Origin of the sequence: Vibrio sp. MACH09 (genome assembly GCF_033238805.1) — a bacterium.
GTDB lineage: Bacteria > Pseudomonadota > Gammaproteobacteria > Enterobacterales > Vibrionaceae > Vibrio.
In genome coordinates, this window is sequence record NZ_BSFZ01000001.1 from 200,697 (window position 1) to 220,815 (window position 20,119).

Below are 20,119 nucleotides of genomic sequence, written 5' to 3' on the forward strand. Positions count from 1 at the left end.
AAAAACGGAGCTTAATGCGGATGAAAACGACTTTCCTTATTGAGAGGTTTTAAGAATCAATATTTTGCGCTTATACTTGCTGTAATGAGAACGATGGAATAACAATAATGAAAACCAGAGAAAGAATTGTGTCTTCTGCCCTTGAGCTATTCAATGAGCAAGGCGAGCGAAACATAACCACTAACCATATTGCCGCTTATATTGAAATTAGTCCTGGTAATCTCTATTACCATTTTCGCAATAAACAAGAGATTGTTAGAGACATCTTTGATTGTTACTCCAAAGAGCTTTTAGAACGGTTCGCGCCAGTAGAGACTCATGAAGAGAGTTTAGTTTTATTAAGACGGTATTTAGATTCGATCTTTACTCTTATGTGGAAATACCGTTTTTTTTACGCCAATTTGCCAGAAATTCTGCAACGAGATGAAATTTTGCATGATCGCTATCTTGCGGTTCAAGATAAACTGCAAACTAACTTGAATCGGATATTTAGCTCTTTTATCGATCTGAAATTGCTTAATGTAGAACAGAGTGAAGTGAAACCTCTAGTAACATGTTTGCATTTGGTGGCTTCTAGTTGGCTTGGTTATCAGTCTGCTATGTCGGTAAAAACAGATATTACAGAGAGCATCATCCATCAGGGTGTATTACAGATGATATCCATTGTAAAACCACACACCACAGCAATGGGTAGAGAACAAATTCAGTTGTTAGAAGATGGAATTAAAGCGATGAACGCTTAACATGGAGCTGTTTTAATACCCTATTATGCACTATGACATTTTTAATGGTGATGCCGATGGCATCATCTCGCTGCTTCAACTTAGGCTTGCCAACCCCATAGAATCGATTTTGATTACTGGAATTAAAAGAGATATTGAGTTGGTTAAGCAAGTTCCATTAGATAAAGCTGACTCTCTTACCATTCTTGATATTTCAATGGCGAAAAATAGTGTCGCTTTAGAGAAAGTATTAGATGGTGGTGCTGATGTTTTTTATGCCGATCATCATCAATCGGGAGAAATTCCGAAATACAAAAACCTGAATGCGCATATCGATTTGAATGCTGATACGTGTACGGCATTGATCATTGATCACCTGCTGGCTGGCCAATACCGCTTGTGGGCAATTACTGCTGCTTATGGCGATAATATGATAACAAAAGCGGATGCTTTATCAGGTTCATCCGGTTTATCGAGAGAAGAGAGTGAACAGCTTAAAGAGTTGGGAACTCTCATTAACTACAACGGTTATGGTGCCAATATAGAAGAGCTTCATTATCATCCTGCCGATTTATATTCACAATTAAAACAATACCGTTCTCCTTTTCAAGCGATAACAGACAAAAACTCACCATATCACAAGCTAAAACAAGCGTTTCAGCAAGATATGAGACAAGCGTTGATGACCGACAATGCATTCTCAGGAAAAGAGTTTACTCCTCAACCAAGTTATCAAAGCCACTGTCTGCGATTATATAAATTAAAGCAAGGTGTTGCTTCAAGGCGAATAAGTGGTGTGTTTGGCAATATGCTCGCCAATGAGAGCTCAGAGCAGGCGCATGCGGTGTTAACGGAAAATGAAGACAGCAGTTATACGGTATCGTTACGTGCGCCGCTTAACAACAAGTATGGTGCGAGTGAAGTGTGCAGTCAGTTCGTGAGCGGAGGAGGAAGAGAAGCCGCCGCCGGCATCAATGTGTTAGCAAAAAGTGAGGTTGAGAAGCTTATCAATGCAATTGAAGCCAAATGGGGCAAATTAACGAGTTAACCAGCTTTTCGGGTTTTGTGTTTTACTATTTCGTCGTATCTCAAAGTAGAGCGACGATTGAGATTGGCCTCCCGTATCTCCAGCTAAAGCAATCACTTCTCCGGCTTTAATTTTGTCCCCTTCGCCTTTCAACAAGGTCTGATTAAAGCCGTATAGAGTCATATCGCCTTTGCCGTGATCAAGCAAAACAACAAGGCCGTAGCCTCTTAAGTAATCGGCAAATACCACAGTACCAGAATAAACCGCTTTTACAGGTTGTTCATAATTGGCATTGATGACCATTCCTTTCCAGTTAACTTGGCCACTCTGCCTGGTACCGTAATTATGAAGAACTTTACCGTGAAGAGGCCATGGTAGTTTACCTCTCTGTTTTGTCAGCCCATCCATTGGGATGGTATTACGCTTGGCGGCTTTTGCTATTTCTGATTTTAATCGTATCTCATTGCGTTGAAGTTCCGCTAAATAATGTTTGTCACTCGAGATATTGTTCTGGATCTTGCTTACTGTGCCCTTACGCTGTTTCTGTGAACGAGCAAGCTGGTCTCGCTTTTGCGTCTGTTGGGTTAACAGGTTTTTAATCTGCTGCTGCTTTTGTAAGAGCTGTTGGTTTTTTTCGTTTAACTGTTTGCTGGTGGCATCAAGTTGTCGGATGGCTTCAGCTCTTGCTTTTGCCAAGTGCTGAAAGTATTGACTGATTCTATCTTGTTCTTCAGTTTGTTGGTGATTCATCAGGCTATTGATATCGTTATTTTGCTTGATGATGTAATAGGTTTTGATGAGCTCTGCTAATGTTTGCTCTTGCTGTTGCTTTTTCTGCTCTAGGGACGATTTTTGTTGATTGAATTGAGCAAGGTTTTTGTTGGCACTTTGTAATTTACTTTGTGTTTGTTTAATTTCCCGTCCAAGGGATGAAATAGACAGCTCTTGCTTTTTTAATGATTGCTGTAATGTATTGAGCTCTTTTTGCTGTTTGGATACGGACGTTTGTTGGCGAGAAATTTCACTTTTCACCCCTTTAAGTTCATCCTGATTGGCATAGCTTGAAATGCTAACAGAGAGGCTCGTCAATAGGACGGAAGTTGCGATACAGATCTGGAGGAAATTGTGAGAAGTACGCAAAGTCATATTTAAGAATATCAGCAAAATGGAAAGTGAACCGATAGATTACAATAAGAAAGGCGTAGACCCAAAAGTATTTGGCTATAAAATTGGGCCTGCTCTAGATTAATGTAGAGTCAGGCCCAAATTTTGCGATACAAGGACAGAAGTATTATTTAACCAGTACTTCGCCCGTCATTTCTGTCGGGATATCCATCGCGGTTAAGCTTAGCATTGTTGGGGCTAAGTCAGATAATTTACCACCAGACTTAAACTCAACATCTTTACTGCCCACGTAAATAAGTGGTACTGGCAAGTTAGTATGCGCCGTATGTGTTCCGCCCGTCTCAGGGTCGACCATCATTTCAGCATTACCGTGATCGGCAGTGATCAGCAGTTGACCATCCACTTCATTGATCGCATCAACAACTTTTGCTACACAAGCATCAATGGCTTCAATGGCTTGTTCTGCTGCTTCATAAACACCAGTATGGCCAACCATATCAGGGTTCGGGTAGTTACAAATAATGGTGTCGTATTTGCCTGACTTGATAGCTGCAACCAGTTTTTCAGTCAGCTCTTCTGAGCTCATCTCAGGCTGAAGGTCGTAAGTTGCAACTTTTGGTGAAGCAACTAGGCTACGCTCTTCTCCTGCAAATTCGGTTTCGACACCACCGTTGAAGAAGAAAGTAACATGCGCGTATTTCTCTGTTTCGGAGATACGAAGTTGTGTTTTTCCCGCTTTAGATAGCCACTCACCGTAGGTATTTTCTAACGATGCTGGTGGGAATGCACAAAGCAGAGGAATGTTTGCTGCGTACTGTGTCAGCATAACAAAATCGATGCTTGGGAAGAGAGTGCGCTTAAAACCATCAAATTCAGGAACAAATGCGCGAGTGATCTCACGAGCACGGTCAGCTCGATAGTTCATAAAGATAACCGCATCACCGTCTACAATTGCTGCAGACTCTTGATCCGCGGTTTGCAGTACGGTTGGTTTAACAAACTCATCGTTTTCATCGCGTGCGTAAGCGGCTTCTAAGCCTGCTACAGCTGAGTCATAGGTAAAATCAGCGTTAGCTTGAGTTAAAAGATCGTACGCTTTTTCAACGCGATCCCAGTTATTGTCTCGATCCATCGCATAGTAACGGCCAACAAGCGAGGCTATGCGACCTTTACCTAATGTGTCAAAAAGCTTGGTAAAGCGAGTCAGCGAGCCTTCTGCACTGCGAGGGGGAGTATCACGTCCATCAAGGAAACAGTGAAGATAGATTTTTTCTGCACCGCGATTTGCTGCCATCTCAATGGCGGCATAAATGTGGTCTTCGTGGCTATGTACACCGCCAGGAGACATTAGTCCCATGATATGAACGGCTTTTTCTGCTTTTACGGCTTTATCAATGGCATTGACTAAGGTTTCATTCTGCTCGAACTCGCCATCAGCAATAGATTTGGTAATACGAGTTAGATCTTGATAAACAACACGTCCAGCACCAATATTGGTGTGGCCTACCTCAGAGTTACCCATTTGCCCATCTGGCAAACCAACATCCAGACCAGACGCAGAGATAAGCGTATTTGGTTGATTGGCAAATAATGCATCCATTACCGGTGTTTTTGCGTTATTGATTGCGTTGCTTGCGTTGTCTTCACGATATCCCCAACCGTCAAGAATCACTAGAGCCATTGGCTTCTTAGCAGACATAGATATGACCTCATTAAATTTAAAGTAATTTAAAAATTAAACTAACGTAACTTTACTACATTTTTAGCACAAAACTGTAGCCTTAGATCAAATAATAGTGGCTATCTGTTGTTACTAATTTTCAAAAGGCGTTACTCATATACTGCAAGGAACGGCTATCTAAGACTCTCGATGGCGGGTGAACTCATTTTTAAACCTTTGATATGACGTCGTTGAATAACGCAACCATCTTTTTTCTTATCTAGATATTATTGCGAATAATTCTCAATAAGCAAGTTGCGATTTGCTTCGAACAGTCGAGAAAGAAGTGACAAAGTATTGGGGTTTCAGTTATTGCATAGATGACCTAGGTAGAATTTATGAAGCAATCCCGCTTTATTTCTGTTCTCAATGTCGAATTTTCTACCTCACAAGGTTATACTCACGCTTTAATTTTTATCGCTATACCCTGTGAATTTGAAGTGAACACACTAGAAGTGGTATAGACGCCCCTTAGTAATGACAAGAATTTTGTTACTGTTAAGAAGGTGTTTGTCTGTGACTGGTAATAACTTTAACACTGTGGGTATATAAATATTGCAAGAGTGCAAAACATGCAGGAATACATAGATTTTATCCAGAACAACATGATCTTAGCTTTAGTTTGGGCCGGTTTGGTTGTTGCTATTGTTATGAGCTTTATTAAGTCAGCGACTGCCGCTTATAAAGAAGTTTCCCCTGCGGAGCTAACACAGTTCATTAATAAAGATGAAGGTGTTGTGGTTGATATTCGAACTAAAGATGAGTTTAAACAAGGCCACATTACTGGCTCAGTTCACGTTTTGCCATCTGACATTAAATCAGGCTCTGTTCCAAGCCTTGAAAAATACAAAGCAAGCCCAATAACTGTGATATGTAAAACAGGCACTACCGCTCAAGAGAGTGCCAATTTGCTAGCCAAAGCAGGATATGAACAGGTATTTGTTTTGAAAGGCGGTCTTGTTTCTTGGAGCGAGGCAAAAATGCCACTTATTCGTGGTAAAAAATAACAAATTCATCTGCGCTGAGTCGTGCTGAGCGACTAAATAGTGTCAAGCTACTGAATAGTGTTCATTGATTGAATAGAAATAGAGCAGATAGATTTAACTGTACTGGCTATTTAATAGGTACATTCAGTTCAGCGCCACGATAATCAACAGATTTACAATTTAAGGAATTTTAAAATGGCTGAAGCAGCACCACAAGACAACCAACAGAACTTTACAATCCAACGTATTTTTCTAAAAGATGTATCGTTTGAAGCTCCAAACTCACCAGACATGTTCCAAAAAGAGTGGAACCCTGATGTTAAGTTGGATCTTGATACTCAAAGTCGTGAACTAGGCGAAGGTGTTTATGAAGTGGTTCTTCGCTTGACTGTTACGGTTAAGAATGCAGAAGATACAGCGTTTCTTTGTGAAGTTCAGCAAGGTGGTATCTTCACTGCTGAACAGATGGAAGCCGGTCAACTTGCTCATTGCCTAGGTGCATTCTGTCCAAACATCTTGTTCCCGTACGCACGTGAAACTATTTCAAGCCTAGTGGTTAAAGGTACTTTCCCTCAACTAAACCTAGCGCCAGTGAACTTTGATGCTCTGTTTATGAACTACCTTCAAAACCAAGCACAGCAAGAAGAAACTGACGCATAATTTACGTCAGTTCTAATGCCGCAAGGCTTTAAGAAAACAGAAGCAATTGATAAAGTGCACAGAACTGATTTGTAATGTGCACTTTTTTTATCTACCGGATATGAGTATGACTAGTTTGCAAAACGCCTATGGAAAAGAGATCGCAATGACGGTTATTGGTGCTGGTTCTTATGGAACAGCGTTAGCTATAGCACTTGCTCGAAATGGGGCTAATGTTGTTTTGTGGGGACATGAAGTCGACCATATGCAGCGTCTAGAAGCGGATCGTAGCAACAATGAGTTTTTACCGGGCATTGAATTTCCTGAAAGCTTGATAATTGAATCAGATTTAGAAAAAGCCGTTCAAGCTTGTCGAGATTTACTAGTCGTGGTGCCCAGCCATGTGTTTGCTGTGGTACTAAAAAGTATTGCACCTTTCCTTACCGAAGAGACTCGTATCTGCTGGGCGACGAAAGGATTAGAGCCTGAAACCGGACGTCTACTCGAAGAAGTGGCTCATGAAGTGATAGGCAACAATAACTCTCTTGCGGTGATTTCTGGGCCGACATTTGCTAAAGAACTGGCATCTGGAATGCCAACGGCCATTTCTGTTGCTTCACCTGACCAAGAATTTGTTGAAGATCTGCAGGAGAAGATACACTGCAGTAAGACGTTTCGAGTATACGCAAATAGCGACTTTACCGGCATGCAACTTGGTGGCGCGGTAAAAAATGTGATTGCTATTGGCGCAGGTATGTCAGATGGTATTGGTTTTGGTGCTAATGCTCGTACCGCGTTGATTACTCGTGGCCTTGCTGAGATGACACGATTGGGCATCGCTCTTGGCGCTCAGCAAGAAACCTTTATGGGCATGGCTGGCTTGGGTGATTTAGTTCTTACCTGTACTGATAACCAATCGCGAAATCGACGTTTTGGTCTAGCATTAGGTGAAGGCAAAGATGTTGACAGTGCTCAAACTGAAATTGGTCAAGTTGTGGAAGGTTATCGCAATACCAAAGAAGTGTGGTTATTGGCTAAACGAGTAGGGGTTGAGATGCCCATTGTTGAGCAGATCTATCAAGTGCTTTATCAACAAAAAGATGCTCGTCTCGCGGCACAGAGTTTGTTAGCGAGAGATAAAAAAGCGGAAGGGTGAGTACAACACTCGTTTCAAGTTAGATAGGGATTTGTATTAAATGAAACATTGTAAGCCGTGTAATGTGTGGCAGACGATCATAGAAGAAGCACGAGAGCAGTCAGAGCAAGAACCCATGCTGGCCAGCTTTTATCACGCTACCATCATTAATCATGATAGCTTGGCGGCATCACTAAGCTATATTCTAGCGAATAAGCTTAAAACCGCATCTATGCCTGCCATGGCAGTACGAGAAGTGGTTGAAGCCGCCTTTGACGCAGATTCAGACATTACAGAATCAGCGGCGTGTGATATCTGCGCGACAGTGAGTCGAGATCCTGCGGTTTCACTCTATTCGACACCGTTACTGTATCTAAAAGGTTTTCATGCACTTCAAGGCTACCGCGTGGCAAACTCGCTCTGGAAACAGGGTCGCTACGCATTGGCGACTTATCTGCAAAACCAGATTTCGGTAGCGTGTCAGGTTGATGCTCATCCAGCCGCTCGAATAGGCCGGGGGATTATGCTCGATCATGCGACAGGTATTGTTATTGGTGAAACTGCTGTAGTGGAAGACGATGTTTCTATTCTACAGAATGTAACTTTGGGCGGTACAGGTAAAGAAGGCGGTGATCGACATCCTAAGATCAGAGAAGGGGTGATGATCGGCGCGGGTTCGAAAATACTGGGTAACATCGAAGTTGGTGTGGGAGCGAAAATTGGCTCAGGCTCAGTGGTATTGCAAGCGGTACCAGAACATACCACGGTTGCGGGTGTCCCTGCTAAAATTGTAGGCGTACCAAAAACAGATAAACCGTCAGAAGATATGGATCAAGCCTTTAATGGCAAATCAGATGCGTATGTTGATGGTGGTGGTATTTAACCAACAGTAATAAGATTCCCCAAACTGTTTGTGTAAGCATTTGGGGATTAATTTACTAATGCTTCTTTTCTAAGTTTTAACGCGTATAGATACCCCATCACACCACCGACAATATTCCCCATAGTAATACCCGCAAAAAGCCCTTCAATACCGTATAGCCAACTTCCTAACCAAGCGAGTGGAAGCGTATATACAAATAGCCGCATAAAGTTCCAGTAAAAAGCGGTGACGGGTTTATGCATTGCGTTAAGGCTGCTCACGAGTAGCATTATGATGCCCTGAAAACCATAACTAAAGGGCACGATAATTAGGTAAAGCCAAATGAGATCATTTACCGACTGTTCCTGACCAAATAGTGCGGCGATGGGAATACTTAACGGCACCATCATGGCGAATATGATTAACTGAAATACTACCGAAAATCGCATCGATAGAAAGAGTGCCTTGAAGCTTCGCTCTGGGTTTTCTGCACCAAGATTTTGAGCCATAAATGGCGTTAATGCGGACGTTAAGGACATAACAACCAACAGCAAAAGAGACTCTATTCGTTGAGCTGCACCATATGCAGCCACTGCTGTCGTACCATGTGAGGCCAAAATCATCATCAATACAGCGCCAGATAGTGGATTCATAGCATTAGAGAATCCGGCAGGGGTGCCAATTTTTAAAACCTGCTTCCAATCGGGAAGTAGAGTGGATAAATCAGGCCAACCGAGCAGTCTTTCGCGTTTGATCAGCAGGTACAAAGAGCAACATAAAGCTGCTAACCAACTTAACCCGCTGGCAATGGCCGCTCCTTTTATTCCTAATTCAGGAAAAGGCCCTAAGCCGAAAATCAGTAGAGGGTCTAAAGCTCCGTTAACCAAGCCTGCAAACATCATGATCTTGGCGGGTGTTTTGGTATCTCCCGTTGCACGAATGGCACTATTTCCGGCCATTGGGATAACAAGTAGCGGGATAGTCAGGTACCAAATAAACATGTAGTCATGAATAAGAGGGAGCAGTTTTGCTTCTGCTCCTAGCGTTGAGAAAAGTGGTTCTATTGTAAATAGGCCAACAAATGACGTTGCGCTAATCAGTAATATCGCGAGCAGTAATCCATGAGTAGTAAAATGCGCAGCGTGTTGGGTGTTACGTTGCCCTAGAAGGCGAGCAATACAGGTTGAAAGACCAATGCCTATGCCCATAGTGATACAATTTACCGCATATGTAACAGGAAAAGTGAAGCTGATGGCAGCAAGTGCATCGGTACCAAGAAGTGAGACAAAAAAAGTATCCACCAGGTTAAACATAAGTATTGCGACCATGCCAAATACCATTGGAATGGTCATGTTACGTAAAACTTGAGGGATATGACCCGTTAGCAGGCCGTGCTTATCTTGCATCGCATCTATGTCTTTAATATCTGGTTGGTTAGGATACCTGATCTTGGCAGAGTTAAGAATGAAAAATAAAAATTGAGGAGATAGCGATCTCCTCAATTTAGTGGATGGTAATGTATGAGATTTCTATTAACAGCCGGGGCCACAATCTAAACAGTGTTTGATCATTTCAGGGCCAAGGTGCAGTTTAGCGTTTAAGTCACGCAGTGCGGTACGAACCCCCTCTTCAATCACCGGATGATAAAATGGCATATCTAGCATGTCACTAATCGTCATCTGATTTTGGTGTGCCCAAGCCAGTAAATGTGCTAGATGTTCTGCATTAGGACCAATCATTTCTGCCCCTAAGAAACGTCCGGTTCCTTGTTCGCCATAAACATGCAATAGACCTTTGTTTCTTAACATTACTCTAGAGCGGCCTTGTCCCTCAAATGAGACTTCTCCAACTTCAAAACAACCACAGTTTCCTAACCTTTGAGTGATCTGTTTGTGGGTTTCTCCAACCATAGCGATTTGTGGGTCGGAAAATACTGCAGAGATAGTTGAACGTCGTAATCCTGCTCGAATATCAGGATAGCGACCGGCATTATCTCCAGCAATTCTTCCTTGGTCTGCAGCTTCGTGCAGCAGTGGGATTTGGTTGCTGGCATCTCCTGCAATAAAAATCGAACTGACGGATGTTTGCAGAGTAAAGTGATCTGCTGTTGGAACGCCTCTTTCATCAAGTGCTATAGATGTGTTTTCTATATCGAGCTTGTCAGTGTTTGGACGTCGACCCGTAGCTGCCAAAACATAATCAGTTATGAATGATTCTTGCTCACCTTGTTTATTGATAAAGAGAATCTCTACTTTATCGCCAACTCGTTTCATGCTCTCAACTTTTACATCGGCATCAAGATGAAACTCATCGCTAAAGGTTTTTTCTGCGTAATTCATAATGTCGCGGTCTGTTAAAGGACCCACTTGGCCACCGACACCGAATAGTTTCACTTTTACACCTAAACGATGAAGTGCTTGGCCTAATTCTAAACCAATGACACCGGGGCCAAATACCGCAACTGATTCTGGTAGGTCATCCCACTCAAAAACATCATCATTAATAATTAATCGATCGCCTAACTCATTCCAAACCGCTGGGTAAGCTGGACGAGAGCCCGTTGCAATAACAATGCGTTTGGCTTGTATAGTCGTGTGATCGTCTACCATAAGAGTATGGTCATCAATGAACTTCGCGTAGCCAATGATCTTGTCTTCTGCAGCAATTTCATCAACGCCTTCAAGTACGAAGCCAACAAAGCGATCTCGTTCACTTTTGATTCGTGCCATGACTTCTTGGCCGTTGATGACTACTTCTCCTTGAGGATGAATACCAAAACCAGGAGCTTTCTCAATTTGGTGTACACTTTCTGCTGCTGCAATAAGCAATTTAGAAGGCATGCAACCAACTCTCGCACAGGTCGTGCCAAATGGGCCTCCTTCAATCATCACAACACTATCGCTATGAGCTTTAGCGGCTCGATAAGCGCCAAGTCCGGCAGTACCACCACCAATAATCGCTACGTCTACATGTAATTCTTTCATTGCAATACTCTCTTTTAAATACAACGGGGCCAGTCCCCAAATTAATAAACAATTTGGGGACTGGCCCCGAGCTAGAGGTTATTTGTTGCTCTTTAACCTAAAAATGTTTCTAGCTCTTCACTTCCACCTATGTGTTGTCCACCAATAAATACTTGTGGTACCGATGTTTTGCCGGTAATTGCACGAAGGCTAACGGTAGTAGCATCTTTACCTAAAACTACTTCTTCATACTGAAGACCGTGATCTTGCAGATTTTGTTTCGCTTTAGCACAGAAAGGACAGCCTGGTTTAGTAAACAATGTAATGGATTCTTGTGTTTTGTAATCTGGTGCTACGTGCTTAAGCATGGTGTCAGCGTCAGAAACTTTGAACGGGTCGCCTGGCTCATTTGGTTCTATAAACATTTTTTCTACCACGCCATCTTTTACTAGCATGCTGTAGCGCCATGAGCGTTTACCAAAACCTAATTCTTTTTTGTCAACTAAGAGGCCCATACCTTCAGTAAACTCACCATTGCCATCTGGAATAAAGGTAATGTTCTCTGCTTCTTGGTCATCTTTCCAAGCATTCATCACGAACGTGTCATTAACGGAAACACATAAAATATCGTCAACACCATGCGCTTTAAATACAGGATGAAGTTCGTTGTAACGTGGTAAGTGACTTGATGAACAGGTTGGTGTAAATGCACCTGGTAAGCTAAATACAATAACGGTTTTATCTTTGAAAAGTTCATCTGTGGTTACATTTACCCATGCATCACCTTGACGAGTAGGGAAAGTAACCTGAGGAATGGCTTGGCCTTCTTTTGATGTAAACATAATCTGTTTCCTTAAATGAGTAACGTAGTGGACGTAATGTTAATTGCTGTTGGAGTGATGTTCTCCGTTTCGATGTAGTCATTATCAACAAAAACAATTGATAGTTCTAATCGTTTAATACTATAGTAACGATAGGTAATAGCTATTTATGTGACACGTGATGAATATTAGAGATTTTGAGTACTTAGTGGCATTGGCGGAGCATAAACATTTTCGAAAAGCTGCTGAGGCCTGTTATGTCAGTCAACCTACTTTGAGCGGACAGATTCGCAAACTTGAGGATGAGCTGGGGACGGCATTATTAGAGCGAAGTAGCCGAAGAGTTTTGTTTACCGAAGCAGGATTGCAGCTGGTTGATCAAGCGAAAAGAATTTTGTCTGAAGTGAAAACTTTTACTGATATGGCGAGTTTGCAAGGGAAAGAGATGAGTGGTCCATTACATATTGGGTTTATTCCTACTGTGGGTCCCTATTTATTGCCGAAAATAGTCTCTCATCTAAAAGAAGACTTTCCGGAACTCGATCTATTTTTGCATGAAGCTCAAACCCATCAGTTAGTGAAACAGCTTGAAGAGGGACGGTTAGATTGTCTTATATTGGCTCAAGTGGCAGAGACAGAACCTTTTATTGAGCTCGACCTGTATGATGAACCTCTATATGTTGCTGTTCCTTGTGATCACGAGTGGGCAACGGAAGAGACATTAGCAATGAGTCAACTGGATGGGAAAACCATTTTAGCTTTAGGTGATGGCCATTGTCTTAGAGATCAAGCTCTGGGGTTCTGCTTTGCAGCAGGAGCAAAAGATGATGAACGGTTTAAAGCGACGAGTTTAGAGACTTTGCGCAATATGGTCGCGGCGGGGGGAGGTATTACCTTATTGCCTCAATTATCCGTGCCAGAAAATCGAGTTCAGGATGGGGTTTGTTACTTGAAAGCGAAGGATCCTGTTCCTTCCCGAAAAATTGTTTTGGCTTATCGACCCGGTTCTCCATTACGAAATCGGTTTGAAACATTGGCTAAAGCGGTTTCTGGATATTTAACAAAATAAGGTCAGCCCTATATTGGGCTGACCTCTGTATTTGTCTCCATCATCAAGAGTGACTCTGTGTTACTCGATGATGAAGGAATTAATGCTATATACTCAAGCACCTTGAGGTCACTTGAGTATAACGCGGTTTAAAACAGTGACTCTTCAGCACCTTGTTCGCTGTCTGCAGAGTAGATATCTAACTCGTCTACCCGCGAATCTTCATTAAATTCTGTTGGTTCAGTGCCTTGTTCAAAATACTCAAACATAGTGGTTTCATCCGATTTTCTTGTCAGTAGACCACTATCTCGATCGATTCGAACGCGAACGATATTGTTAGGCAGCACTTTTCTCTGCTCGGTTACACCATCTAATGCTACATGCATAAAGTCAACCCAAGCTGGCTGAGCGGTTTTAGCTCCCGCTTCGCCGCCAGATATCTGTTCACCTTTTGAAAGGTTGCTGTTACTGCTTGTTCTGCCTAATTTACGATCATGACTATCAAAGCCAACCCAAGCCGTGGCGACAATACCTGGACCGTAACCGTTATACCAAGCATCTTTGGCATCATTGGTAGTGCCCGTTTTTCCACCAATGTCTCTTCTTTTCAGTTTTTGAGCTCGCCATCCGGTCCCGTTCCAACCTGTACCATTTCGCCAGTTACCGCCTCCCCAAACATTGCTGTAGAGCATTTCTCTAACAAGAAAGGCATTTTGTTCACTGATAACTTGCGGTGCATATGGACTGGTAACTTCTTCAGCCGGTGTGATTTCCATTTCAGTTTCATCCAGTGCTGCAATTTCACTGGAAAAAGTGGTTGTAAGTTCGCTATCGCTAGCCATAGCAGATTCAGTAGAAGTATCTGACATGTTAAGGGGAGCGACTGTTTCACTACAGTCATTCTGACAAATGGTTTTCGGTGTTGCTTCAAACTCTAAATCGCCAAATGGTCCCTCTACCCGAGAAATATAAAACGGTTCTACGTAGTAGCCACCATTGGCAAATACGGAATAGCCTTGTGCCATTTTAATCGGTGTAAGACTTCCTGCACCTAAGGCGATGGTTTCTGAGCGAGGAAGTTTATCTTTTTCAAAACCAAAACGCGTTAAATATTCCCTTGTGTCATCCAGACCAACTTCTCTTAATACGCGAACCGCCATAACGTTCTTAGATTGAGCCAAACCAATGCGCATTCTTGTTGGGCCAATATAAGTTGGTGGGGAGTTTTTAGGTCGCCAAGCAGTGCCACCTCGTTCATCCCACTGGTTAATTGGTGCGTCATTAATTAGGGTGGCAAGTGTCAGTTTTTTATCAATCGCTGCTGAGTAAATAAATGGTTTAATCCCTGAGCCTACTTGACGCAAAGATTGGGTCGCTCGGTTGAATTTATTATGAACAAAATTAAATCCACCCACTAAAGAGAGTACTGCGCCATTTTCTGGGTTGATGGCCACAAATGCGGTGTTTGCATTGGGTACTTGGCTGAGTTTCCAGAGGTAACTTAGTTGCGGTTCATCGCTCTCTTCTGTGCCTTCAACTGGCGTTATACTTAGAGGACGAACCCATATTTGCTCGCCAGAAGATAACACTTCAGTTGCCGTTTTTGGTGCAGGCCCTTGTTTCTCATCTGTGATGAATTTTCTTGCCCATTTAATACCATCCCAGCTGAGTTCTGAGTACCCTTGGTTTTTGATATACACTTGGGCGCTATCACTGGTGACGGATACCACAATTGCAGGACGCAACTTGCCATAGGTAGGCTGGCGACGAAGGTGTTTTTTCATCTCATCTTCAGAGTATTCAGCACTTCCTGCACTCCATACTTCTTGCTCTGCACCTCGATAGCCATGTCGCTCGTCGTAAGCGAGAAGATTATTTATAGCGGCTTCATTGGCGGCTTTTTGTAACGTAGAGTCTACGGTTGTGGTGATCTGCATTCCTGAAGTATAAGCATCCTCACCGTATCTTTTTACCATCCATGAACGAGCAATTTCTGCAACATAAGGGGCATTAAGCTCTATTTCAGCACCAAAATATTGCCCCGTTAACGACTCTTCTTTGGCGGCAGTGTACTGCTCTTGTGTGATGTATTTTTCTGCCAACATGCGCCCTAGAACGACATTGCGGCGGTTGGTTGCACGTTGAATCGAATAAATAGGATTCATTGTTGACGGTGCTTTAGGCATCCCTGCTAACGTTGCTAATTCACTTAACGTGAGCTGTGCTAAAGGTCGGCCAAAGTAAACCTGCGATGCAGCACCAAATCCATAAGAACGATAACCTAAGAAGATCTTATTGACGTAAAGCTCCAGAATCTCTTCTTTAGAAAGCAATTGCTCTATATGAATAGCAATAAACATCTCTTTGATTTTTCTTATTAATTTTTTTTCATTAGATAAGAAGAAATTTCGTGCCAGCTGTTGAGTGATGGTGCTCGCCCCTTGCTTGGCGGAACCAGACATTGCGACAACTGCAGCAGCACGTGCGATACCAATTGGGTCAATACCGTAATGATCGTAAAAGCGACTATCTTCTGTTGCTATTAACGCATTGATTAGATTTTGAGGGATCTCTTCATAGCTAACAGGTACTCGTCGTTTTTCTCCAAACTGAGCAATGAGCTTGCCATCTCGGCTATACACCTGCATTGGCGTTTGCAGTTGCACATCTTTAAGTGTCGCAACATCCGGAAGTTGCGGCTTTAAATAAAAATAAAAGCTGACAATAGTGGTTATGCCAAGAATTGTGCAAATCACTGAAAGTATGAGTAATCGCTTTATGAACTTCACCGAAAAATCCCTGATTGATTGAGGTCGTGATGCTACGAACTCTAATACATTAACATGCAAGATTAACATAAAGCGTTAATTCGCGTTTATTTAACTTTTTACTTCCAAGCGTCTCTCTTCACTCTATGGAGTTATCAACTTTGCGTAAAACCATAATGACAGGAATTGACATTGATCGCTTTTGTTTGCGAGCAGCCGTGGTTCACTCCTATAAGGGAAGAGATATTTTAGTTGGTTGTGAAGAACTAACTACAACCACACCGCTATTCTCTAATAATTATCAGCTCAATTATCAAGAAATTGTTAAGAAACTCCAACAATTAAAAAGAAAATTACCTATTTTAGCGCAAAAAGTGGCCATGGCAATTCCAGAAAACGCCGTATTTTGTAAAGAGCTAGAGATCGAGTCAAATTTATCTAGCGTAGAAGAAGAGGCGATGATTTATCACCATTTTTCTTCCGTTTCTCCTCTTCCTCTAAATGAGCTCTGCATTGACTATGTGAAAAGCAACTCCGCTGAAGAGACGTTGGATTCGACGGTACGCTATCATGTTTATGCTACCCATAAAGCCGAAATAGAATTAAGAAGAAAAAGCTGTATAGAGGCGAGACTTCGCCCCGTATTTATTGGCGACGAAAAACAGATTAAATGGGCGTTAGTACAGAAGTTCGCTCAGCAGTATGACTGTTCTCCTGTGATGATTGAAGTTAATCAGGACAGCATTACTTTAATAGTGGCGTCTGAAACTCACTTTATGTATCGATGTTTTTTTAAAGGAAGCCAAGATAAAGATGACAGTGTACGTTTGATATCTGAACAGATAATGTCTTCGTTGGCTTCCTGCAACTCTGTTGAACTGCACTCTTCGCCTCTTTCTCTGGGGTTAAATCGGGTTCTTATTATGGGAGATATGTCGAACCCACTCAGTCAAACCTTGCTTGAGAGCAGTGAGATAACAATTATTCCTGTCAGGCTTAATAAGATAGTTCAAATAGCAAAAAAAATACCACTGCATAATGTCAATCGATTTGTCCAAGCTACCGCCATTGCTATTCATGCTGCTGATTGGAAGAGGACATTCAATGCATCATGATATTAATTTTTTACCATGGCGAACAGAAAAGTTGCGTAATGAAGGTAAGCGCTCACTTACTCTGTTTTTATTCTTCTTTATGACAATTGTTATTGGGGCAATAGTTTACGGTGACATCCTCAATTCACAGATACAGAGAGAAGAGGAGCTTACAGTTGCAATGAGAAAGCAATTAGCTGATGCGAACAGCAGACGAGCTGAGTATACAAATCTCCGTAAACAGCGAGACAAACTGGTTGATAAGTGGCAATGGTTAAGAGATAGGCAGATCAGGCGCAATCGTATAGTAGAGATCATGAATCTAGTGCCAGAGCTTATTCCAAGTCGAATTTACCTCGATGCTATCTACTATCAAGATGAGAGTGTGATAATTAAGGGACGCAGTGAAAGCAGCGACGCTGCTGATATGTTACTGGCTACTCTTCACTCTTCCTTGCTTGTAGACAACGTTCGTTTTGAGTTTATTGAGTCTGATGATCCAGTTCCTCACTATTATCAACGGTTCTCTCTCTCTTTTTCTCTTATGTTACAGGCTCAAGAAAAAGGTGGTTAGCATGGATAATTATCGACTACATCGGTTGTTAGAGCAGCTACCTGTTCCTTTATTAACATTAAAAAAGCGGACTTTCATTGTTCTGTTTATCTTGGTTGTTCTATTCAGTTATTTTGTTGTGCTTTTGCCTAAAATAGAACAGTTGCAACAAAGTAATGAGACGAAGGAGAACTTAGACGCACAAGTAAAGGCACAACAATTAGTATTTAACTCTTCTACTCAGATTGCTAAGCAAGAAGAGCTGCGTCAACAGTTAACCGTGATAGCGCAATTAGTGGCATTACAGCAGCCATTACTAGTAGCAGGTGAACAAAAAGCCAATAGCTTGGTATTGATTCATCGTTTGGCGACCAAGCATAAATTAACGTTGCAGCGATTGCGATGGCAACAGCAAGAAGAGCAGCAATATTTTTATCTATTGCCATTAGAAATTAAGGTGATTGGTACGTTGAACAATGTAGGTCTGTTTTTGGCGGACATTGCGAACTTATCAATGCTGCTTACTTTTCCTCGTAGTCGTTGGGCTCAATATAACAGTGATAACAACACCATTGTATTTGAGGCGCTTGGTTATGGGTACCAACCTAAGCTCGAAGCACAATGATACATCGTCATCTGCTTGGCAAAGAGGTGTTGATTGCCTTGCTGCTACTGGCAGAGTGTCGTGCTAATGAAGTGGCTTTTAATCATGAGTTAATAACCCCTCCGCAAGATAAAGTGAAGTATCGTCCATATAACTGGCGGTCCTTGTTTTCCCCCTTACCCCAACGACCAACAGAAAATAGTGTAGATAGCTGCAATCCAGAGCTTCATCAGTTTGATTTAGAGTTGAGCTCGTTAACGTCCAGCGACTTTGAATATCGAGGATATATTGCCCGAGGCAGTAAGCTGTGGGCGCTAATAAGTGTGGGAGAGGAACAGAGAGTGTTTGCAGCAAAGAACAAGCAACGGTTACTGGAGAACATAAAAGTAGTAGAGATCCGTCCAGAATATGTTCGCTTGGAGCAGCATTTTTGGAATCAAGACGAGTGCCGCATAAACAAAAAAACGTTTGTTTTAGAAATATTATCAATGGCGGAGGAAAAACATCTTGCTGATTCATAAGGCAAAACATAGTTGGTTGCTTGTCTGTTTATCATCTTATCTCTTGCAGGCTTCATTAGTTGTTGCGGCAGAGGGTAATCAACGTCTCTCATTTAGTTTCAATGATGTTTTAGTTAGAGATGCACTACAGCAGTTGGCTCGTTTTGATGAAAATAATCTCATTGTCTCTGATTCGGTAACAGGCTCGATCACTATTGAGCTAACTGAAGTGACGCCAGAACAGGCTGTCGATGCGATTTTAGAATTAAAGGGACTTGGCAAAAAAGTTGATGGTAATATTTTGTTAATCGCCCCTAATGTAGAATTGGAAGCGTTATCTAAGAGAAAAATAGAGCAGAAAAACAGTCTTAATCAGCTGGTGGAATTAGAGCAGCAAGCTATAAAGATTCATTACGCTGATATTGCGGCATTATTGAAGCAAACAGATGCTGATAGCCGCCATCGCATATTGTCAGAGAGAGGCAGTGTGACGGTTGATGAAAGAACCAATACCTTATTAATAAAAGATCTTCCGGCCAATATAGCTGCTTTTCGACAGTGGTTAGCCCTTATTGATGTCCCCGTGAAACAGGTTCAGATTGAAGCTCGGATTGTATCAATTAAACAGGGATACCTAGAAGAGTTAGGTGCTCGCTGGGGAACCGATTTAACAGATAGCAACTCTAATTTGGCAACCAGTAATAGTGGATCTCTAAATGGCATAGATCAGACAGAACCGTTAGATAGGAGTCCATCACTGCATGTGAATTTTGCCGCGACGTCGACAAGTTCAGCTAGGCTTGCCTTTAAGGTAGCCAAGCTGAGTGGTGATCTTTTTCTAGATCTTGAGCTTTCAGCTCTGCAGGCTGAGCTAAAGGCTGAGGTTATTTCCAGCCCAAGGATAGTGACAACAAATAATTCTCCAGCCTATATTGAACAAGGCACAGAAATACCATACCAAGAAGCCACATCAAGTGGTGCTACTTCCGTGTCATTCAAAAAGGCGGTACTTAGTTTAACGGTGACACCTCAGATAACAGAGGGGAACGGCCTTATTTTAGACCTGCTTATTTCACAAGATAGCCCAGGTGAAGTGGTGAAAACTGGGGTAGGGGAAGCTCTGGCGATAGATACTCAGAGGCTAGAGACACAAGTATGGTTAAAGAATGAAGAGACGATTGTATTGGGTGGGGTTTTTCAGCACAGCATGTTATCAATGGTAGATAAAGTGCCACTACTTGGTGATATTCCCGTACTCGGGCATCTATTTAAACGGCAGTCGGAAAAAGTAGATAAGCGAGAATTATTGATTTTTGTTACTCCAAAAGTGATTTTTCCGTAGGCGATAAAAAATGCGCTAAGCCATGTGTCATATGGCGTGTAGGGGTGTTTTAGTGTTTTTTTCTACTACAAATAGTCCTCTCAATACAAAATAAAGTTGCATTAATGGCATCATATCTAGATAATTTCGGGTCTTATCACGACTTAACTGTGAGGAATTGGTGTCACTTGAATAGTGAGGGCTATTAAATTAGCGGACTATCTTTGTGGC

18 protein-coding genes are annotated in these 20,119 nt (G+C 42.1%); 12 read left to right on the plus strand and 6 right to left on the minus strand.

The features are described from left to right. The first annotated feature begins 107 nt into the window (after positions 1-107). Positions 108-743: a TetR/AcrR family transcriptional regulator gene (locus tag CHJ_RS00885; RefSeq protein ID WP_171755173.1), complete on the plus strand. Its 636-nt coding sequence runs from the start codon at positions 108-110 to the stop codon at positions 741-743. Between the two features lie 25 nt (positions 744-768). Continuing rightward, a complete protein-coding gene (locus tag CHJ_RS00890; RefSeq protein ID WP_317916645.1) occupies positions 769-1,770 on the plus strand; it encodes a DHH family phosphoesterase in 1,002 nt (333 codons plus the stop codon). On the opposite strand, the gene CHJ_RS00895 is transcribed toward CHJ_RS00890, so the two are convergent. Next, a complete protein-coding gene (locus CHJ_RS00895) occupies positions 1,759-2,895 on the minus strand; it encodes a murein hydrolase activator EnvC (RefSeq protein WP_317916646.1) in 1,137 nt (378 codons plus the stop codon). The genes CHJ_RS00890 and CHJ_RS00895 overlap by 12 nt on opposite strands. A 145-nt stretch (positions 2,896-3,040) precedes the next feature. Beyond that, positions 3,041-4,573, minus strand: a complete 1,533-nt coding sequence (gene gpmM / locus CHJ_RS00900) for a 2,3-bisphosphoglycerate-independent phosphoglycerate mutase (protein ID WP_317916647.1) — start codon at positions 4,571-4,573, stop codon at positions 3,041-3,043. Positions 4,574-5,166: 593 nt separating this feature from the next. Between gpmM and CHJ_RS00905 the strand changes: the two genes are divergently transcribed. From CHJ_RS00905 to cysE, 4 genes are all read left to right on the plus strand, one after another. Next, a complete protein-coding gene (locus CHJ_RS00905; protein WP_171755177.1) occupies positions 5,167-5,601 on the plus strand; it encodes a rhodanese-like domain-containing protein in 435 nt (144 codons plus the stop codon). A gap of 174 nt (positions 5,602-5,775) precedes the next feature. After that, positions 5,776-6,240 (plus strand): protein-export chaperone SecB, encoded by a 465-nt coding sequence (secB, locus tag CHJ_RS00910; RefSeq protein ID WP_171755178.1) that lies wholly within the window; start codon positions 5,776-5,778, stop codon positions 6,238-6,240. Positions 6,241-6,346: 106 nt separating this feature from the next. Next, positions 6,347-7,375, plus strand: coding sequence for an NAD(P)H-dependent glycerol-3-phosphate dehydrogenase (gpsA, locus tag CHJ_RS00915; protein ID WP_411861530.1), 1,029 nt, complete (start codon positions 6,347-6,349; stop codon positions 7,373-7,375). Between the two features lie 40 nt (positions 7,376-7,415). Beyond that, complete coding sequence (cysE, locus tag CHJ_RS00920) at positions 7,416-8,237, plus strand: serine O-acetyltransferase (RefSeq protein ID WP_171755180.1); 822 nt, start codon at positions 7,416-7,418, stop codon at positions 8,235-8,237. Between the two features lie 47 nt (positions 8,238-8,284). On the opposite strand, the gene CHJ_RS00925 is transcribed toward cysE, so the two are convergent. From CHJ_RS00925 to CHJ_RS00935, 3 genes are all read right to left on the minus strand, one after another. Beyond that, complete coding sequence (locus tag CHJ_RS00925) at positions 8,285-9,622, minus strand: MATE family efflux transporter (RefSeq protein ID WP_317916648.1); 1,338 nt, start codon at positions 9,620-9,622, stop codon at positions 8,285-8,287. Between the two features lie 126 nt (positions 9,623-9,748). Further along, positions 9,749-11,200, minus strand: a complete 1,452-nt coding sequence (locus CHJ_RS00930) for a dihydrolipoyl dehydrogenase (RefSeq protein WP_317916649.1) — start codon at positions 11,198-11,200, stop codon at positions 9,749-9,751. Positions 11,201-11,292: 92 nt separating this feature from the next. Then, a complete protein-coding gene (locus CHJ_RS00935; RefSeq protein ID WP_171755183.1) occupies positions 11,293-12,021 on the minus strand; it encodes a glutathione peroxidase in 729 nt (242 codons plus the stop codon). Between the two features lie 160 nt (positions 12,022-12,181). On the opposite strand from CHJ_RS00935, the gene oxyR reads away from it, so the two are divergent. Further along, positions 12,182-13,069, plus strand: a complete 888-nt coding sequence (gene oxyR, locus CHJ_RS00940; RefSeq protein WP_317916650.1) for a DNA-binding transcriptional regulator OxyR — start codon at positions 12,182-12,184, stop codon at positions 13,067-13,069. Positions 13,070-13,197: 128 nt separating this feature from the next. On the opposite strand, the gene CHJ_RS00945 is transcribed toward oxyR, so the two are convergent. Further along, positions 13,198-15,837, minus strand: a complete 2,640-nt coding sequence (locus tag CHJ_RS00945; RefSeq protein WP_317916651.1) for a PBP1A family penicillin-binding protein — start codon at positions 15,835-15,837, stop codon at positions 13,198-13,200. A 140-nt stretch (positions 15,838-15,977) separates the two neighbouring features. Here CHJ_RS00945 and pilM point away from each other — a divergent pair, with 140 nt between their 5' ends. Genes pilM through CHJ_RS00970 form a run of 5 tightly spaced genes read left to right on the plus strand, consistent with a single transcriptional unit; the run spans position 15,978 to position 19,909 of the window. Further along, a complete protein-coding gene (gene pilM, locus CHJ_RS00950) occupies positions 15,978-16,931 on the plus strand; it encodes a pilus assembly protein PilM (protein ID WP_317916652.1) in 954 nt (317 codons plus the stop codon). After that, positions 16,921-17,484: a PilN domain-containing protein gene (locus CHJ_RS00955; protein WP_317916653.1), complete on the plus strand. Its 564-nt coding sequence runs from the start codon at positions 16,921-16,923 to the stop codon at positions 17,482-17,484. Before pilM ends, CHJ_RS00955 begins: the two co-directional genes overlap by 11 nt. A gap of 1 nt (position 17,485) precedes the next feature. Next, on the plus strand, positions 17,486-18,088 hold the full coding sequence (locus CHJ_RS00960) for a type 4a pilus biogenesis protein PilO (RefSeq protein WP_317916654.1): 603 nt from the start codon (positions 17,486-17,488) through the stop codon (positions 18,086-18,088). After that, positions 18,085-18,588: a hypothetical protein gene (locus CHJ_RS00965; RefSeq protein WP_317916655.1), complete on the plus strand. Its 504-nt coding sequence runs from the start codon at positions 18,085-18,087 to the stop codon at positions 18,586-18,588. Before CHJ_RS00960 ends, CHJ_RS00965 begins: the two co-directional genes overlap by 4 nt. Beyond that, entirely contained in the window at positions 18,575-19,909 is a 1,335-nt protein-coding gene (locus CHJ_RS00970; RefSeq protein ID WP_317916656.1) for a type IV pilus secretin PilQ, read from the plus strand. Before CHJ_RS00965 ends, CHJ_RS00970 begins: the two co-directional genes overlap by 14 nt. Positions 19,910-20,119: the final 210 nt, after the last annotated feature.

What these genes read in the sequence shown, in the direction of transcription:
- CHJ_RS00955 (WP_317916653.1), top strand. Translation starts at nt 16,921, where the DNA reads ATGCATCATGATATTAATTTTTTACCATGGCGAACAGAAAAGTTGCGT.
- CHJ_RS00905 (WP_171755177.1), top strand. Translation starts at nt 5,167, where the DNA reads ATGCAGGAATACATAGATTTTATCCAGAACAACATGATCTTAGCTTTA.
- secB (WP_171755178.1), top strand. Translation starts at nt 5,776, where the DNA reads ATGGCTGAAGCAGCACCACAAGACAACCAACAGAACTTTACAATCCAA.
- CHJ_RS00895 (WP_317916646.1), bottom strand. Translation starts at nt 2,895, where the DNA reads ATGACTTTGCGTACTTCTCACAATTTCCTCCAGATCTGTATCGCAACT.
- CHJ_RS00930 (WP_317916649.1), bottom strand. Translation starts at nt 11,200, where the DNA reads ATGAAAGAATTACATGTAGACGTAGCGATTATTGGTGGTGGTACTGCC.
- gpmM (WP_317916647.1), bottom strand. Translation starts at nt 4,573, where the DNA reads ATGTCTGCTAAGAAGCCAATGGCTCTAGTGATTCTTGACGGTTGGGGA.
- gpsA (WP_411861530.1), top strand. Translation starts at nt 6,347, where the DNA reads ATGACTAGTTTGCAAAACGCCTATGGAAAAGAGATCGCAATGACGGTT.
- CHJ_RS00935 (WP_171755183.1), bottom strand. Translation starts at nt 12,021, where the DNA reads ATGTTTACATCAAAAGAAGGCCAAGCCATTCCTCAGGTTACTTTCCCT.
- CHJ_RS00925 (WP_317916648.1), bottom strand. Translation starts at nt 9,622, where the DNA reads ATGCAAGATAAGCACGGCCTGCTAACGGGTCATATCCCTCAAGTTTTA.
- CHJ_RS00965 (WP_317916655.1), top strand. Translation starts at nt 18,085, where the DNA reads ATGATACATCGTCATCTGCTTGGCAAAGAGGTGTTGATTGCCTTGCTG.
- CHJ_RS00885 (WP_171755173.1), top strand. Translation starts at nt 108, where the DNA reads ATGAAAACCAGAGAAAGAATTGTGTCTTCTGCCCTTGAGCTATTCAAT.
- cysE (WP_171755180.1), top strand. Translation starts at nt 7,416, where the DNA reads ATGAAACATTGTAAGCCGTGTAATGTGTGGCAGACGATCATAGAAGAA.
- oxyR (WP_317916650.1), top strand. Translation starts at nt 12,182, where the DNA reads ATGAATATTAGAGATTTTGAGTACTTAGTGGCATTGGCGGAGCATAAA.
- CHJ_RS00890 (WP_317916645.1), top strand. Translation starts at nt 769, where the DNA reads ATGCACTATGACATTTTTAATGGTGATGCCGATGGCATCATCTCGCTG.
- CHJ_RS00960 (WP_317916654.1), top strand. Translation starts at nt 17,486, where the DNA reads ATGGATAATTATCGACTACATCGGTTGTTAGAGCAGCTACCTGTTCCT.